14 protein-coding genes and 1 pseudogene are annotated in these 16,739 nt (G+C 57.1%); 7 read left to right on the top strand and 8 right to left on the bottom strand.

The window, feature by feature from the left end:
* Positions 1-59 precede the first annotated feature (59 nt).
* From B7L09_RS12840 to B7L09_RS12830, 3 genes are all read right to left on the bottom strand, one after another.
* Positions 60-1,478: an OprD family porin gene (locus B7L09_RS12840; RefSeq protein ID WP_094469136.1), complete on the bottom strand. Its 1,419-nt coding sequence runs from the start codon at positions 1,476-1,478 to the stop codon at positions 60-62.
* Positions 1,479-1,649: 171 nt separating this feature from the next.
* The gene (locus B7L09_RS12835; RefSeq protein ID WP_094469135.1) at positions 1,650-3,251 is read right to left on the bottom strand and encodes an ABC transporter substrate-binding protein; all 1,602 of its coding nucleotides are present in this window, start codon (positions 3,249-3,251) and stop codon (positions 1,650-1,652) included.
* A gap of 307 nt (positions 3,252-3,558) precedes the next feature.
* Positions 3,559-5,184, bottom strand: a complete 1,626-nt coding sequence (locus B7L09_RS12830) for an ABC transporter substrate-binding protein (RefSeq protein WP_094469134.1) — start codon at positions 5,182-5,184, stop codon at positions 3,559-3,561.
* Positions 5,185-6,263: 1,079 nt separating this feature from the next.
* Here B7L09_RS12830 and B7L09_RS12825 point away from each other — a divergent pair.
* The gene (locus B7L09_RS12825; RefSeq protein WP_094469133.1) at positions 6,264-6,632 is read left to right on the top strand and encodes a DUF6124 family protein; all 369 of its coding nucleotides are present in this window, start codon (positions 6,264-6,266) and stop codon (positions 6,630-6,632) included.
* A 220-nt stretch (positions 6,633-6,852) separates the two neighbouring features.
* Here the strand turns inward: B7L09_RS12825 and B7L09_RS12820 are convergent, their stop codons facing one another.
* Entirely contained in the window at positions 6,853-7,569 is a 717-nt protein-coding gene (locus B7L09_RS12820; protein ID WP_094469132.1) for an SIMPL domain-containing protein, read from the bottom strand.
* A 356-nt stretch (positions 7,570-7,925) separates the two neighbouring features.
* Here B7L09_RS12820 and B7L09_RS12815 point away from each other — a divergent pair, with 356 nt between their 5' ends.
* From B7L09_RS12815 to B7L09_RS12800, 4 genes are all read left to right on the top strand, one after another.
* Positions 7,926-9,188 carry an ATP-binding protein gene (locus B7L09_RS12815; RefSeq protein WP_094469131.1) on the top strand — a complete coding sequence of 421 codons (1,263 nt, stop codon included), beginning with the start codon at positions 7,926-7,928 and terminating at the stop codon, positions 9,186-9,188.
* Complete coding sequence (locus B7L09_RS12810) at positions 9,181-9,741, top strand: response regulator transcription factor (protein ID WP_007942792.1); 561 nt, start codon at positions 9,181-9,183, stop codon at positions 9,739-9,741. The genes B7L09_RS12815 and B7L09_RS12810 overlap by 8 nt, the downstream gene beginning before the upstream one ends.
* Before the next feature lie 96 nt (positions 9,742-9,837).
* Complete coding sequence (locus B7L09_RS12805; protein ID WP_094469130.1) at positions 9,838-11,565, top strand: ABC transporter ATP-binding protein/permease; 1,728 nt, start codon at positions 9,838-9,840, stop codon at positions 11,563-11,565.
* A 256-nt stretch (positions 11,566-11,821) separates the two neighbouring features.
* On the top strand, positions 11,822-12,571 hold the full coding sequence (locus tag B7L09_RS12800; RefSeq protein WP_176457697.1) for a FadR/GntR family transcriptional regulator: 750 nt from the start codon (positions 11,822-11,824) through the stop codon (positions 12,569-12,571).
* 39 nt (positions 12,572-12,610) lie between these two features.
* Here the strand turns inward: B7L09_RS12800 and B7L09_RS12795 are convergent, their stop codons facing one another.
* On the bottom strand, positions 12,611-13,009 hold the full coding sequence (locus B7L09_RS12795) for a hypothetical protein (protein ID WP_010463394.1): 399 nt from the start codon (positions 13,007-13,009) through the stop codon (positions 12,611-12,613).
* 124 nt (positions 13,010-13,133) lie between these two features.
* Between B7L09_RS12795 and B7L09_RS12790 the strand changes: the two are divergent.
* A pseudogene (locus B7L09_RS12790) lies at positions 13,134-13,319 on the top strand (FCD domain-containing protein); the annotation flags it as partial.
* 132 nt (positions 13,320-13,451) lie between these two features.
* On the opposite strand, the gene B7L09_RS12785 reads toward B7L09_RS12790, so the two are convergent.
* The 3 genes from B7L09_RS12785 to B7L09_RS12775 all read right to left on the bottom strand — a co-directional run bounded on the left by B7L09_RS12785 (position 13,452) and on the right by B7L09_RS12775 (position 15,572).
* Positions 13,452-13,796 (bottom strand): hypothetical protein, encoded by a 345-nt coding sequence (locus tag B7L09_RS12785; RefSeq protein ID WP_010463390.1) that lies wholly within the window; start codon positions 13,794-13,796, stop codon positions 13,452-13,454.
* Positions 13,797-14,076: 280 nt separating this feature from the next.
* Complete coding sequence (locus B7L09_RS12780) at positions 14,077-14,268, bottom strand: hypothetical protein (protein ID WP_094469128.1); 192 nt, start codon at positions 14,266-14,268, stop codon at positions 14,077-14,079.
* 14 nt (positions 14,269-14,282) lie between these two features.
* Entirely contained in the window at positions 14,283-15,572 is a 1,290-nt protein-coding gene (locus B7L09_RS12775) for a phospholipase (RefSeq protein ID WP_094469127.1), read from the bottom strand.
* A 235-nt stretch (positions 15,573-15,807) separates the two neighbouring features.
* Between B7L09_RS12775 and kdgD the strand changes: the two genes are divergently transcribed.
* Positions 15,808-16,719, top strand: a complete 912-nt coding sequence (gene kdgD, locus B7L09_RS12770; RefSeq protein ID WP_094469126.1) for a 5-dehydro-4-deoxyglucarate dehydratase — start codon at positions 15,808-15,810, stop codon at positions 16,717-16,719.
* Positions 16,720-16,739: the final 20 nt, after the last annotated feature.

Below are 16,739 nucleotides of genomic sequence, written 5' to 3'. Positions count from 1 at the left end.
GTTAAAGGACAAAAGCCGAACGGCCGATTCATCATTGAATCAGCCGTTCGGCAGGTGCATTACAGGACGTTGAACGGGATGGTGGTCACGAGACGGAACTCGTTGAGGCTGCCATCGGCCTGGTTTTCGCTGGCGCGGTGAGCGGTGTAGGTCGCGCGAACAGTGGTGGCCTTGAGCGGGCCGCTCTGCACGGCGTACGAAGTACCGATGCCGTATTCATAGTGATTTTCGCCGTCCATCGACTGGACGCCGTCGTAACCGCCACCAGCGTAGTGAGTACCGTCGATGCCCCAGCCGCGAGCCTGGTAGATATTGAACTTCAAGCCTGGCACGCCGTATTCGGCCATGTTGATACCGTAGGCAACCTGGAAGGATTTCTCGTTCGGGCCGTTAAAGTCGGACGTCAGGGAGTTGGCCAGGTAGATGCCGTTGGTTTCGTGCAGGTAGTCGAAGTACTCGTTACCGTTCACTTCCTGGTATGAGAAGGTCAGGCTGTGGGCTTGGTGAGTCAGGCCCAGCGACAGCGAGTAGGTATCGTTGTCGATTTTACCCATCAGCTTTTTGCCGGTATCGACGGTTTTGTAGTAGTTCAGGCCGGTGGTCAGNCTCAGTACCGAGCTGTCACCCAGAACGTGGCTGGCGCCGAAGTAGTACTGGTTCCACAGGTCTTCGGCCTGGGTGCCCCACAGGCTGGTGGTCAGGCTGGCGAACGGGGTGTAAGTGATACCGGCGGTGTTGACGTGATCCGCTTCAGCGGTACCGTCGCCGTATTCGGAACGGAACTTGCGCTGGCTCTGTTCGGTACGCGGCGAGTTACGGTCGAAGGTGCCGAGGTCGAAGGACAGGTTTTCCAGCTCTTCACTGTGCAGGGTCACACCTTCGAAGCTCGAAGGCAGCGGACGGTTACCGATGACATCCACTTGCGGGCTGCTGAAGTTTTGGCGACCGGCCGTCAGCGTGGTGTTGGAGAAACGTGCCTTGACGTTGGCCAGGCCCAGTTTGCTCCACTGATCAACGGCGTCACCGCCATTCTCAGTCAAAGTACGGTTGTTGCCACGGCCGCTGCGACCTGGCTCAGGAGCACCACCGTTACCGGACGCGAGGTCTTTGCGATCCCGGTCCAGAGCAATGGCGTTGTAAGCCGCTACTTCAGTGCTGAAACCGACAGTACCCTCGGTGAAGCCCGAGTTGTACTTGATGATCGTGCCTTGCACCCAGTTGATGCGACGGTCAGTCGTGCGAGTCTCACCGTTTTTAAGATAGTTGAGCGTCGCGCCCCGCTTGAACGACTCGTTCGCATACCAGTTACGCGTGGAACCGGTGACCGATTGGCCTTCAACAAAACCGGTGGCTTCGCTTTGGGCGCTTTTCTCTTTGACGGTAACCGGCGTAAACGCCTGGCTTTGGGTTTCTGCGTAAGCCGTGGCGGTTACGCTGCTGATGGCCAGGGCCAGAAGCGCTTTGCTACTCAGTTTCATGGGTGAAGCTCCTTTGGTTCTCTTTTTAATGCCGGTCTTTTTTGGTGATCCGGCTATTTGGTTTAGAACTCATACAAGGCTTCGCAAACGTTTGCTGTAGGCCGGATTGGCGAATTCAGGCAACACGCTTGCGTGAGGGCGCAATGCGCCCCCAGCGTTCTGGCTAATCGGTTATTGGTCGATACTGACGCCCGAGAACACGTTACGACCGAATGGACTCACTTTGAATCCTTCGATTTTGGCGCTCAACGGCTGGTTAACCGTCGAATGGGCGATAGGCGTGATCGGCACTTGTTGCTTGAGGTAGTGCTGCGCCTGTTTGTAAAGCACGGTGCGCTGTTCGCGGTCGGTGACGACCTTGGCCTGCTTGATNAACTTGTCGTAAGCCGGATCGCACCACATGGAGTAGTTGTTGCCACCAATGGCGTCGCAGCTGTAAAGCGTGCCGAGCCAGTTGTCCGGGTCNCCGTTGTCACCGGTCCAGCCAATCAGGCTGACGTCGTGCTCGCCATTCTTGGTGCGCTTGATGTATTCGCCCCATTCGTAGCTGACGATCTTCACTTTGAGGCCGATTTTTGCCCAGTCAGCCTGGAGCATTTCGGCCATCAACTTGGCGTTCGGGTTGTAAGGGCGCTGAACGGGCATCGCCCACAAGGTGATTTCAGTGCCTTCTTTAACGCCGGCGGCCTTGAGCAGTTGCTTGGCTTTTTCCGGGTTGTAGGCGGCGTCCTTGATGGTGTCGTCGTAGGACCATTGCGTCGGCGGCATGGCGTTGACGGCCAGTTGACCGGCGCCTTGGTAGACGGCGTTNAGNATGCNTTGCTTGTTCACCGCCATGTCCAGCGCCTGCCGCACTTCGAGCTGGTCGAAGGGTTTGTGGCGCACGTTGTAGGCGATGTAACCCAGGTTGAAACCAGGCTTCTCGATGAGCTTGAGTGCCGCGTCGTTCTTCAATGCGGGGACATCGGCGGGACGTGGGCTCAGGGTGATCTGGCACTCGTTGGCCTTGAGCTTCTGCACGCGCACCGACGCGTCAGTGTTGATGGCGAAGATCAATTGATCCAGCTTGACCCGGCTCGGGTCCCAGTACTGCTTGTTGCCGGTGTAGCGGATGTTGGAGTCTTTCTGGTAACTCTTGAACGCGAACGGGCCAGTGCCGATTGGCTTCTGGTTGATGTCGCTCGGCTTGCCGTCGGCCAGCAGTTTGTCGGCGTATTCGGCAGACAGAATGGCGGCGAAGCTCATGGCGATGTTCTGGATGAACGCGGCGTCGACGCTGTTGAGCGTCATGACCACGGTCAGCGGCCCGGTCTTCTCGACCTTGGCAATGTTCTTGTTCAGGCTCATCCCGTTGAAGTACGGAAACTCGGTTGGGTAGGCCTTACGNAAAGGTTGCTGCGGATCGAGCATGCGATTGAACGTGAACAGCACGTCATCGGCGTTGAAATCACGGGTCGGCGTGAAGTACTTGGTCGTATGAAATTTCACCCCTTCGCGTAGGTGAAAGGTGTACTTGAGGCCGTCCTCGGAAATATCCCAGCTTGTTGCCAGGCCCGGTACGACGTTGGTGGCGCCTTTTTCAAACTCTGCCAATCGGTTGTACAGCGGCTCGGCGGCATCGTTGTCCGTCGATGTCGTGTACTGCGCAGTGTCGAAGCCAGCCGGGCTGCCTTCGGAGCAGAACACCAGGCTGTTACTGGCGGCCTGGCTGATGGAAGTGGCGGCCAACAGGCCGGTGCCCAGCAATGCGGATAAAACCAAGGTATGGCGCATGACGCTCCCTTTTCTCGTTCGCTAAGTGTTTTCAATGAGCCGCCGTCCCGTCCGCGGACGTAGAGGCATCACTGAGTTCAAACCATGGCGTGCAGCAAAACCGAGAGCCCACGCATGCACTGGTCAGATCCCGACGGTATGAGCCGTGGGTCCGGCAGTAAATGCGTAGAGTCCGAAAGACTTGTGGGAAAAGGCAACGCATCCGACATCACGGCGGTCATCCGTGACGGAATTGGATGTAGGCTGTTTCCTACTTTCTCGGCAGATAAAGCAACGGCGACGTTAAAAACGTCGCCGTTGCAAATCCTTANTTGCTTACGCTCACGCCATAGAAGGAGTTCAAGCCAAACGGGCTGATCTTGAAGTCTTCAACGTTGTTGCGCATGGGTTGGAACACCGTCGAGTGAGCGATAGGTGTCATTGGCACAGCGTCTTTGAGGACGTGTTGCGCCTGTTTGTACAGTTCGGTGCGCTTGCCCTGATCGGTCGTGCGCTTGGCTTCTTTGACGATGCCGTCGAACTTCTTGTCGCACCACTTGGAGAAGTTGTTGCCCTGCAGCGAGTCGCAGCCGAACAGCACGTTCAGCCAGTTGTCCGGGTCACCATTGTCGCCGCTCCAGCCAATGATCATGGCCTGGTTCTCGCCGCCCTTGGAGCGCTTGATGTACTCGCCCCACTCGTAGCTGACGATGTTGACCTTCAGGCCGATCTGTTTCCAGTCGTTCTGCAGCATTTCGGCCATCAGCTTGGCGTTCGGGTTGTANGGACGTTGTACCGGCATCGCCCACAGGGTGATCTCGGTGCCTTCCTTGACGCCGGCTTCCTTGAGCAAAGCCTTGGCTTTGGTCACATCGTACGGGGCGTCCTTGATGGTGGTGTCGTAGGACCACTGGGTCGGCGGCATGGCGTTGACGGCCAGTTGNCCTGCGCCTTGGTAGACGGAGTCGATGATCTGCTGCTTGTTGACGGCCATGTCCAGTGCCTGACGCACTTTCAATTGAGCCATCGGGTTCGGCTGATCGCTGCCCTTGATCTTGTCCATCACGTTGTAGGCGATGTAGCCCAGGTTGAAACCAGCCTGGTTAGGCACCTTCAAGGTCTTGTCTTCTTGCAGCGCCTTCAGGTCGGCCGGACGAGGGAACAGAGTGATCTGGCACTCGTTCTTCTTGAGTTTCTGGATACGCACCGACGGGTCGGTGGTGATAGCGAAGATCAGGTTGTCGATCTTCACGTCTTCAGGTTTCCAGTAATCCTTGTTGCCGGTGTAACGGATGTTCGAGTCTTTCTGGTAGCTCTTGAACACGAACGGGCCAGTGCCGATCGGCTTCTGGTTGATGTCGNNGGCCTTGCCTTCCTTNAGCAACTGGGCNGCGTACTCGGCGGACTGGAGCGAGGCGAAGCTCATGGCCATGTTCTGGATGAACGCCGCGTCCACGGTGCCAAGGGTGAACTTGACGGTGTGGTCATCGACTTTTTCGATGTTCTTGATGTTGGTGTCCATCCCCATGTCCGTGAAGTACGGGAACTCGGTGGGGTAGGCTTTGCGGAACGGGTCGTCCTTGTCAATCATGCGGTTGAACGTGAACAGCACGTCGTCGGCGTTGAAGTCACGGGTCGGCTTGAAGTACGNGGTGGTGTGGAACTTGACGCCNTCGCGCAGGTGGAAGGTGTANGTCAGGCCATCNTNGGACACGTCCCAGNTGGTNGCCAGNCCAGGAACCACNGCGGTGCCGCCNCGCTTGAACTGGGTCAGGCGGTTGAACATGGTTTCGGCNGAGGCATCGAAGTCGGTTCCGGTGGTGTACTGGCCNGGATCAAAACCGGCCGGGCTCCCTTCGGAGCAGAACACCAGGTTAGTCGCCGCTTGGGCGAAAGGGGCTGCGGCCATAAGGCCAGCACTAACTAAAAGCGGAATGACTGCGTGTTTAAGCATGTTGGCCTCATGATTTGTTGTCATTTTTGGTGGTGAGGGCGACCTCGTGAGTCGGCCTGCGGATACTTATGCAGGGGCCATACCCATTGCAAGATCCTGAGCGACCACAGGCGTTAAACGGTGGCACGAACGTACCTTAATGTCGCATATGTATAAATTCATGCGCATTTGACCGTTTGCGCAGGGTTTTTTCGGTGCGTCTGGCGCACCGCGACGGGGCGATCGGCTCGACTTTCGCACCCGGTTGGAGCGAGGTGTTACTTATTTATACCCATCATGAGGGGTGTGAATGAGGCATGTGGGCGTGAATGAGATTGAGTTGTAGTTGGGTGGGTAGGTGTTTGTTGTTTAAAGGGTTGTTGTGTCTGTAGGGGCAGATTGTTGCGTTACTGTTTGGCAATGGACATCTGTGGGGGACCGTTGGCTTTAGGGACTTGCTGGGGTTTGCGTGGGCGTGTTGGGTAATACCCTGGGTGCAACCCTCTGCTCTTTCCGGTAGCGCTTTTGGTTTTTTCCAGATGTTGAACGTCTTGTCAGTGAGTGTTTTCTGACGGATGTGCAGTGGGCAAATGTTGGGATCGAGCCTGAAAGTCGATCATTNACTTTGCAGATGTATACGAACCTTGTGGGAGCTGGCTTGCCAGCGATGGCGTCCTGACAGCCGACCCATCTCTTTCTGTTGCTCCCGATTGATCGATCCCTACACTCTGCGTGGGAATGCAGCCCGGGACGCTCTGCGTTCCATTTTTGTGTGTTGAAAGATGTGTAAAAAACACAGCGTTTTCCCACGCATTTTTCAGGTTGCCGGGTAGGAAGCGGTGTCTCTAATCTCGTTCCTGTCGCTGCTAAATCAGCGGCCAGGAGTGGAAAACTGAATCAGTAGGGCGAAGGCCCTCACGACCATAACGGCAAGTGATGGCTCCAATTAAGATTAGGAGCTGCAAATGGACAACGATAATTCCGCAGACTTCGGTCTGGCCGGGTCCTACTAACCGGTATTGGAAAACTGAATCAGTAGGGCGAAGGCCCTCACGACCATAACGGCAAGTGATGGCTCCAATTAAGATTAGGAGCTGCAAATGGACAACGATAATTCCGATTCGAATTTCAATAAAACTAACCCAAACGCCGACGCCTTGCGCGATGAAGAACTACTCAAAGACAGCGAAGCCATAAGACGCGCTCTCGACTACTACCTCGATTCCCCCGACCAGTACGCCCCCAAACTCCGCCGCCCCAGCACTATGTTCATGATTGCCCCGGACATGGACACTGAAAGTCTCCTGGCCCAAGCCTGCGAGTCATTGGCTTCTGCGAGTGTCATGGCCAGTGATTTCGCAGCAAACCTGATCGGCCCGCAGCGCAATACGGTGTTGGCGATTCAGCAGATCATCATGCTGGCGGAGTTGGCGGTGAATCGGGCACTGGATAACGTCGATCCGGCGTAGACCGCGTCATCGTTCATCGCGAGCAAGCTCGCTCCCACAGGGGGCGAGTGTGTACATGGATTTTATGTACGACTCTGATCACATGCAGGAGTGAGCCTGCTCGCGATGACGGTGGATCAATCACCACAAAATCATCAGACAAACCTGCCGGCTTTCCGCCAGGCAACAAAAAACGGCGATCACTTCAGGTGATCGCCGTTTCTGTGTTCGGGTTACCGAATCAAGGCATCAACACTTCAATTGCCCCGTCCGCCGTCATGCTGACCTGGCTCGTGCCTGCCTCAACCTCAGGCGTCACCGGCGCTCCATCCATGCCGGCCGCTTTCATCATCATCGGACCACGCATGTATGGTTGTGGATAACCGTTGCTGTTCAGGTTCAGGCTGACGATTTTGTAACCCTTGCCGCCCAGTGCGTCGGTGGCCAATTGGGCGCGTGCCTTGAAGGCGGCAACCGCGTCTTTGAGCAACGCATCTTCGCTGGCCTTACGCGTTGNNGTGGCGATGGCGAAGTCCATGTTTTCCATTTTCAGGGTGTTCAGCAGATCGCCGGTGAGCTTGGACAGCGCCGGGAAGTCGGCGCTTTCCAGGCGCAGTTCAGCGCGCTCACGCCAGCCGGTGATCTTCTGGTTCTTGTTGTCGTAGATCGGGTAGCTGTTGCGGCTGCCCTGACGCAGGGTCACGCCTTTGACTTGTTTGGCCTGGGCCAGCGCTTTGTTCATGGTGGTGCTGACGTCGGCAGCGAGTTTGGCCGGGTCGGTGTTTTGTTCTTCGGTGTAGAGGGTCACGATCATCAGGTCGCGGGCCACTTCCTGACTGACTTCGGCACGCAGGGCGATCTGGTTGTAATGAAGCTCGTCGGCGGCCAGGGCCGGGAGGCTGGCAACCGTGCCAACGCTAAGGGCAAGAAGGGCGGCGCTGCGGCGGAAACTGTGCATGAAAACTCCTTGGAGGTGCGCAGGGGTTAAGGTCCGAGCCTGCGTGAAACCATCAGACTCTAACTTTATTGATCCGGTTCGCACAGTTACAACTTCTATACAGATATCGGCGAACCCTGTGGCGAGGGAGCTTGCTCCCGCTGGACTGCGCAGCAGTCCCAAAACTGTCGACGCGTCGCTTCAGTACCGAGTCAGCCAAGTTACGGCTGCTGCGCAGCCGAGCGGGAGCAAGCTCCCTCGCCACAGAGGAAATGCCAGATCGATAGACTGTGGCTGTTTGCCGCACTTTTGCCTGCCAGCCCCCGTGCTTGGTTATACTCCGTGCGATCCGCCTGCAGCGCTCACCGGGAGAGCTCATGCTCGCCGCCGTAAAACTGACTTCCGCCACACGCCAGAACCTCTGGCGGCTGACGTTCATCCGCACTTTAGTACTCGCCGCTCAGGCCGGTTCCGTGGGCCTGGCCTACTGGTTCGATCTGCTGCCGTTGCCGTGGGTGCAACTGGCGATGACCCTCGGCTGTTCGATGCTGTTGTGCGCGTTCACTGCGGTTCGCCTGCGCACCTCGTGGCCGGTGACTGAGCTGGAATACGCCCTGCAATTGGCCTGCGACCTGTTTATCCACAGTGTGTTGCTGTATTTCTCCGGCGGCTCGACCAACCCGTTTGTCTCCTATTACCTGGTGCCGCTGACCATCGCCGCCGTGACGTTGCCGTGGCGATATTCGGTGATTCTGTCCGGGATCGCGCTGGCGCTTTATACGTTGTTGCTGGCGCGGTTCTATCCACTGGAAACTTTCCCCATCGCGCGGGAAAACCTGCAGATCTACGGGATGTGGCTGAGTTTCGCCCTGTCCGCTGCAGTGATTACCTTCTTCGCTGCACGCATGGCCGAAGAACTGCGTCGCCAGGAAGAGTTGCGCGCCATTCGCCGCGAAGAAGGCCTGCGCGACCAGCAATTGCTGGCCGTCGCCACTCAGGCTGCCGGCGCCGCCCATGAATTGGGTACGCCGCTGGCGACCATGAGCGTGCTGCTCAATGAAATGGTCCAGGACCATCACGACCCAGCCCTGCAGGATGACCTGAGCGTGCTGCAGGAACAGGTCAAGCAATGTAAACAGACCTTGCAGCAACTGGTGCGTGCCGCTGAAGCCAATCGCCGCCTGGCCGTGGAGATGCAGGACGTGACCCAGTGGCTCGACGAAGCCCTGAACCGTTGGCACCTGATGCGCCCCGAAGCCAGTTACCGTTTCNANCGCCTGGGCCAAGGCACGGTGCCGCGCATGGCGCCGCCGCCAGATTTGACCCAAGCCTTGCTGAATTTGCTGAACAACGCCGCCGATGCGTGCCCCGAAGGGTTGCAGGTGACGCTGGACTGGAATGCCGAAGACCTGACCATCAGCATTCGTGACCACGGCGCGGGCGTGCCGCTGGCCATTGCCGAGCAGATCGGCAAACCGTTCTTTACCACCAAGGGCAAAGGCTTCGGCCTGGGCCTGTTTTTGAGCAAGGCCAGCGTGACCCGCGCGGGCGGCTCAGTGAAGCTCTATAGTCATGAGGAAGGTGGCACGCTCACCGAGCTGCGCCTGCCCCGTGTCGCACGAGGAGATATCGATGAGTGACGAGATCCAAGTCGAAGGCGAAGAACTGCCGCACCTGTTGCTGGTAGATGACGATGCCACCTTTACCCGCGTCATGGCGCGCGCCATGGCCCGCCGTGGTTTTCGCGTNAGCACCGCCGGNTCCGCCGAAGAAGGCCTGACCATCGCTCAGGCTGACTTGCCGGACTACGCCGCGCTCGACCTGAAAATGGACGGCGACTCCGGCCTGGTGCTGCTGCCCAAGCTGCTGGAACTCGACCCGGAAATGCGCGTGGTGATCCTCACCGGTTATTCCAGCATTGCCACCGCTGTCGAGGCCATCAAGCGCGGCGCCTGCAACTACCTGTGCAAACCGGCGGACGCCGACGACGTGCTGGCAGCCTTGCTGTCCGAACACGCCGACCTCGATACCCTGGTGCCGGAAAACCCGATGTCGGTGGACCGCTTGCAGTGGGAACACATCCAGCGTGTGCTGACCGAACATGAGGGCAACATCTCCGCCACTGCCCGTGCCCTGGGCATGCACCGCCGCACCCTGCAACGCAAACTGCAAAAGCGTCCGGTCCGCCGCTGAACGGTTGCTGAACGATTATCGCCAGCCCTCGCGATTACCCGAACCGATCATCTATGATCGGTTCGTGTGTGTTCTTTTCTTTATCGAGCCTTTTCCATGAATCAGAACGCTGAGTATTCCGCGGTCAACGATGCTGTGCGTGGGCAATTCTTTCGCCGAACCTGGGCGATGATCACGCCGTATTGGCGCAGTGAAGAGAAAGGCAAGGCCTGGTTGTTGCTGGGCGCGGTGATTGGCTTGTCGCTGTTCAGCGTGGCGATCTCCGTGTGGATCAACCACTGGTACAAGGATTTTTACAACGCGCTGCAGCAAAAAGACGAAGCGGCGTTCTGGCGGCTGATTCTGTATTTCTGCGGAATTGCGGCCGTGGCCATTCTGGGTGCTGTCTACCGCCTCTACCTGACCCAGATGCTGACCATCCGCTGGCGTGCCTGGCTCACCGAAAAGCATTTTGCACGTTGGCTCGCCGACAAGAACTACTACCAGCTGGAGCAGGGTGGGTACACCGATAACCCGGACCAGCGGATTTCCGAAGACCTCAATAACTTCACCTCGAACACGTTGAGCCTGGGCCTCGGGCTGCTGCGCAATGTCGTCAGCCTNGTGTCGTTCTCGATNATTCTGTGGGGCGTGTCGGGCAGTATCGAAGTGTTTGGTTTTACCATTCCCGGNTATATGTTCTGGTGTGTGCTGGTCTACGCCGGTGTCGGCAGCTGGTTGACTCACCTGATCGGTCGTCGCTTGATTGGCCTGAGCAACCAACAACAACGCTTCGAAGCAGACCTGCGTTTCTCCATGGTGCGTGTGCGTGAAAACGCGGAGAGCATCGCCCTGTACAACGGCGAGCCGAATGAAAGACANCGCTTGAGCACACGCTTCAGTAAAGTCTGGCACAACTTCTGGGACATCATGAAAGTGTCCAAGCGCCTGACCTTCTTCACCGCCGGCTACGAACAGATCGCAATCATCTTCCCTTTCATGGTTGCGGCGCCGCGCTATTTCGCCGGCAAGATCGAACTGGGCGAGCTGATGCAAATCAACTCCGCGTTTGGCAATGTGCAGGAGAGTTTCAGCTGGTTTATCAGCGCGTACCAGAACCTCGCGTCGTGGCGGGCCACTTGCGATCGTCTGCTGAGTTTCCGCCAGGCCATGACCGACAACGAAGAGCGTGCGCCGGCGATCGATGTGCAGAATTCGGGTACGGAATTGAAAGTGCACAACCTGGGCCTCGATCTGGCCGACGGTCGTCATTTGCTGACCAACGCCGACATGACCGTGGAGGAGGGCCAGCGTGTGATGCTCAGTGGGCGTTCCGGCAGTGGTAAAAGTACGCTGCTGCGTGCGATGGGGCACTTGTGGCCAGCGGGGCATGGCAGCATTCGCCTGCCGGCTGCGCGTTACCTGTTCCTGCCGCAGAAACCCTACCTGCCGATTGGCACGTTGCGCGAGGCGCTGAGTTATCCACAGGCCGGCGAGACCTATCCGCACGAACGTTATGTGCATGTGCTGGAGACTTGTCGGTTGCCGCACCTCGTTGCGCGGCTCGACGAAGCCAATCACTGGCAGCGTATGCTGTCGCCGGGTGAGCAGCAACGCCTGGCCTTCGCCCGCGCGCTGCTTTACGCACCGCAGTGGCTTTACATGGACGAAGCGACGTCGGCGATGGACGAAGAGGATGAGGCTTCGCTGTATCAAGCGCTGATCGATGAATTGCCGGGGCTGAGCATCGTCAGCGTCGGTCATCGCAGCAGCCTGAAGCGTTTCCACCCACGGCATGTGCGCATTGAAAATGGTCATCTGGTGGACCAGGCCGTGATCGCATAAACACCACCGCCCCTCCTGTGGGAGGCGAGCCTTTGTGGCGAGGGGGCACGCCCCTCGCTACAAAAGTCCGCTCCCAAAGGGATAGTGTTCGCTGACGGTGATCGTACAACCGGGGAGGCGAGCCTTTGTGGCGAGGGGGCACGCCCCTCGCTACAAAAGTCCGCTCCCAAAGGGATAGTGTTCGCTGACGGTGATCGTACAACCGCGTTGAGCTATGATGCGGTTTCAGCCGCAATTTTCGAGACAGACGTTTACCATGGAAAACCCGATCGACGCACCACGCCTCCCTCGCAAGCGCCGCAGCCTCGCACAGGAATTGGTGACGGTGCTGTCCGAGCAGATCCGCGATGGCCAACTCAAGCGTGGCGATAAGTTGCCTACCGAGTCGGCGATCATGGACGCTCATGGGGTCAGCCGTACCGTGGTGCGTGAAGCCATCTCGCGCTTGCAGGCGGTGGGGCAGGTGGAAACCCGTCACGGCATCGGCACCTTCGTACTCGACACGCCGAGCCCGAGCGGTTTCCGCATCGATCCGGCCACGGTGGTGACCTTGCGTGATGTNCTGGCGATTCTGGAGCTGCGTATCAGCCTGGAAGTGGANTCCGCCGGCCTCGCCGCACAACGCCGCAGCCCGGAACAGTTGGCCTTGATGCGCGCCGCGCTGGACGCGTTGAATGAAAGTGCCGCCCACGCCAGTGATGCCGTGGCGTCCGACTTCCAGTTCCACCTGCAAATCGCCCTGTCGACCGGTAACCGCTATTTCACCGACATCATGACCCACCTGGGCACCAGCATCATTCCGCGTACCCGCCTGAATTCGGCGCGCCTGGCCCATGATGACCAGCAGCACTACATGGGCCGCCTGAGCCGCGAACACGAAGAGATTTATGAGGCGATTGCCCGCCAGGATTCAGATGCGGCGCGGGCGGCGATGCGGTTGCATTTGACGAACAGTCGAGAGCGGCTGCGCCATGCGCATGAAGAGGCTGAGGCGCAGCGGGGGTAGTTGCGGTTGGTGGGACCCAGTTTTTTTGTAGCGCTTTTGCTAACGCACCACGATGAGACGAAGGGGGTGTGATTCTTTTTTGATCCCGTCAATTTCTACCTCATACCAAAACTCAGCCGTACTTTTGTTAACGATGGGCTCGAGTGTATACGTGGTGATTTTTGAGATGTGCTGCTCGGTGTCTTTAATATCAATTCCGCCGCGCCATAATTCTTCGTAACCGCTCTCATTGTGAAATTTTATAAAGTATTTGCATCGTTGTCCGCTAGCTTGACCTTTATATTTAACGGCAAGCTTAAATCTAAATTGCTGGATTTCTCCGAAGTTCTTTAGGTAGAGGGTAGTTCCGTCTGTTTCAGGGGCAGTGGGCGCGGCTAGTTCTGGTGATACTGGCGATTTTACAGGTTTTTCCACTTTTGTTAGTTCGACAGTGCTCATGGCGAATCTCCATATATAAAAAGTAATTTTGCGATAACTTATCCGCGACATCAGTTCATCAGATGCTTTTAATGTTGGCTACTGTCAGAATTGACAGTTGCGACCAGGGGTCGTTACGCGCTGGACCGCGCGCGTAGCCCATGACGATCAACAGCGCATGAGTCGCCTGAGCCGTGAGCACGAAGAGATTTACGACGCGATTGTGCGCCAGGATTCAGATGCGGCGCGGGCGGCGATGCGGTTGCATTTGACGAACAGTCGAGAGCGGCTGCGCCATGCGCATGAAGAGGCTGAGGCGCAGCGGGGGTAGGTTTCTGGCTGAAGGATTTGTTGTAGATCGTTCCCACGCAGAGCGTGGGAACGATCAGGTGAGTGGCTCAGCCCGTTCTCAGGATCGAACGATCCACCCGCATAATCTGATTAACAGAACTGTCCGCGTCTCTTATTGTACGAGCCTAAATTCCACCTTAGGGGAGTGTCTCACTCCCCCATCTCTTGTCACAGTGTATTGCACTTCAACACTGGCGCCTTCTGCCAAACCTTTTTCGAAGAAGTTTTTTTCGGCTGCGTATCCGTATGCATCTGATGGACGTTTTATAGTCACTGAATACACCATGGAGTCGCCTGTAGAGGTTTTTACAATAAATGCTAATTTATCCCCCTCGATCGCATCTGCGATGGGTTCCACTGTTATTGAGACTGATCCAATAATTTGGCTAACGCTCAAAACACCTTCTTCAACATTTTTAACTTTTGGGGGCGCCAAGTCGTTCTTTTGTACTGTCATGAATAAAGTCCTTCAACAATAAGTCGAACCATTTTGATAAACGCTCTTTTATAAGCGTTCTAAGGGGCCGGTTCGTTAACTCCTGAGGTGATTAAGTCACCGCAGTTGATGTCGTGCTACTGTCAGAATTTACAGTTCAGACGAACGGTCAGTGTTTTGTGTCGTGTGTTTACTTGTCCCGAGATTTGCGTTCAAAGGCAGGCTCGCTTCCATTTGGGATCTTGAAGGATTTGTTGTAGATCGTTCCCACGCAGAGCGTGGGAACGATCAGGTGAGTGGCTCAGCCCGTTCTCAGGATCGAACGATCCACCCGCACCGCAAAATCAGTAGCCCCCTGTTTGGCATCGAACGCCACATACCCATGGTCATCCACCACCGCCCAAGCAATCGGCTCGCCTTTGGACAACAACTCCAACGGCGCTCCCTTCAGCGATTGCCCCGAAGCCAATTCCAGTTTCAATTTGATAGTCATCATCGATCTCCTTATCACGCCACGTTGCCAGTGGGTTTGTAGTCCTTGAGCAGCAAGTACGTGCTCCAGCCCCACCAGTCATCGACGGTGGCGGTGTCGTTCAGGTTGTTGACGTCCTTGCGCCGTAGCACTTTGTTGCCTTCAACCCGGAACAGCGGTGAAAAGTTGTTCGCCGGATTCAATACGGCTTGCAGATCCGGGGTCTTTTTCAAGGCGCCAAAGTTGCCGGGAACTGTGGCGGTGCCGCTGAGATACGCCGCAAACACTTCGTCCGCTGACATCTGCACCGCCTGATTCACTTGGACGCGATTGGCGCTGGAGAGGGCGTCGAAGTAGCGTTTGTCGCCGTACCCACGCCAGTGATCGCCGTTGCCGTTGCGCACATTGAGGCCGAACTTGCTGTCTTCGTCGTGCATGAAGCGGGTAATCAGTGAGCCCAGATCGCTGGGGGTGACCACCGCAGCCAACTGCTTACGCGGTACTCGCAAATGGCCGGCAGAAAACAGGTCGGTCAGGTAGTGATCGGCAAACGCGTTCATCGCGTAGGCCAGTTCCAGTTGCTTTTCATCGTTGCTGCTGTGAGCCTTCACCGCTTGTTGCAGGGCTGCCGTGTGCCCGGCGATATAGGCCAGCAGCGCCCATTCGGCGAAGTGGTCAGCATTGTTGGCGGCCAGTTTCAGATAGCGTCCCAAGGGAAAAAGCGCCGANACGGCACTGCCGCCGCCGGTGATTTTGTTCCACTCTTCGGACAACGTATCTCCGAGGGCGTCATACGCCTCGTGAGGCTGTTTACCGTCCTTGATCGCCTGTTTAACGGCGGCGATTTCCTTCTGCATGACGCCGAGGATCAGCTTGGCTTCGGCATTGGACGCGGGTAGCACCGCCAGCGAATTGAACGCGTTGGTAAAGCGCTGGATGCGATCGGCAGGGGTGGCGCCGTCGCTGACCGGTTGATCGGGAATGCCATAAAAGTCACCGCCCAGGGCGACGACCTGACCGTAAGTTAGCGCCAGTCCGTTTGGCAGATGCAGCGCTACTTGCGAGGCGGGCACAGCGGGCGCGTCCTTGATGAAACGCAGCAGCGTGCCGTCACCGATGGCGGTGTGCTCGCCGCCCTCGAACCTCAATTGCGGCTTGCCTTTCAAGGCTTTTCCGGAGGGTCGAGGAGCGTCGTGGTGTTCAGCAAGATGCAAAACCAGAGAATCGTTGTCGTTGATGGCAATGCCATTTTCGGTAAAAAGCTCATCCAGGTTAGCGATGACCTGCTTGGGTTTTTCCTGCGGTTGAGTCTGTAGACCTGACATTTCTGGCTCCTTGATATGTCGTCGGTATGATTCAAGATAGCTGTATGTATATACAGCCAATCAGAGCTTAGGTGAGAAACTTCCTACGTCAAGAAAATACCTTTCCGACACAAATTCCGGGCACACCGATGAAATGCAGTTGACGGTTATTATTTAAGTTGTACGATGACCTACAACTCGGCCACAGGCTGAACGCTTTTCTCACACAAACGTCGCTACCCAGGGTGTTCGAATAATGAATCCACAAGAACTGAAGTCCATCCTCTCCCACGGTCTGCTGTCTTTCCCCGTGACCGATTTCAATGCGCAGGGTGATTTCCACCAGGCGGGCTACATCAAGCGTCTGGAATGGCTGGCCCCATACGGCGCCACGGCGTTGTTCGCCGCGGGCGGCACCGGTGAGTTCTTCTCTCTGGCGGCCAGCGAATATTCGGAAATCATCAAGACCGCCGTCGACACCTGCGAAACCAGCGTGCCAATCCTCGCCGGTGTCGGCGGTTCGACTCGCCAGGCTATCGAGTACGCCCAGGAAGCCGAACGCCTTGGCGCCAAGGGCTTGCTGCTGTTGCCGCACTACCTGACCGAAGCCAGCCAGGATGGTGTTGCCGCCCACGTGGAAGCGGTGTGCAAGTCGGTCAAGATCGGCGTGGTGGTCTACAACCGCAACGTCTGCCGCCTGACCGCGCCATTGCTGGAACGCCTGGCTGAGCGCTGCCCGAACCTGATCGGCTACAAGGACGGTCTGGGTGATATCGAGTTGATGGTGTCGATTCGTCGTCGTCTTGGNGATCGCTTCAGNTACCTNGGCGGCCTGCCGACTGCNGAAGTCTATGCCGCTGCTTACAAGGCATTGGGCGTGCCGGTTTACTCCTCGGCGGTGTTCAACTTCATCCCGAAAACCGCGATGGACTTCTACCACGCGATTGCCAAGGACGATCACGCCACCGTCGGGAAGATCATCGACGACTTCTTCCTGCCGTACCTGGACATCCGTAACCGCAAAGCCGGTTACGCGGTGAGCATCGTCAAGGCCGGGGCAAAAATTGCCGGCTATGACGCAGGTCCTGTGCGTGCNCCGCTCACCGATTTGCTGCCGGAAGAGTACGAAGCCCTGGCCGCGCTGATCGACAAGCAAGGTCCGCAGTAACACACCCGATTAATAAGGCC

Origin of the sequence: Pseudomonas mandelii (assembly GCF_002251635.1) — a bacterium.
GTDB lineage: Bacteria > Pseudomonadota > Gammaproteobacteria > Pseudomonadales > Pseudomonadaceae > Aquipseudomonas > Aquipseudomonas mandelii_B.
This window is presented reverse-complemented; position numbering and strand designations above follow the sequence as displayed.

Bases quoted from the DNA above. Each gene is read 5' to 3' on its own strand.
- B7L09_RS12825 (WP_094469133.1), top strand. From the start codon at position 6,264: ATGGACAACGATAATTCCGATTCGAATTTCAATAAAACTAACCCAAAC.
- B7L09_RS12795 (WP_010463394.1), bottom strand. From the start codon at position 13,009: ATGAGCACTGTCGAACTAACAAAAGTGGAAAAACCTGTAAAATCGCCA.
- B7L09_RS12785 (WP_010463390.1), bottom strand. From the start codon at position 13,796: ATGACAGTACAAAAGAACGACTTGGCGCCCCCAAAAGTTAAAAATGTT.
- B7L09_RS12780 (WP_094469128.1), bottom strand. From the start codon at position 14,268: ATGACTATCAAATTGAAACTGGAATTGGCTTCGGGGCAATCGCTGAAG.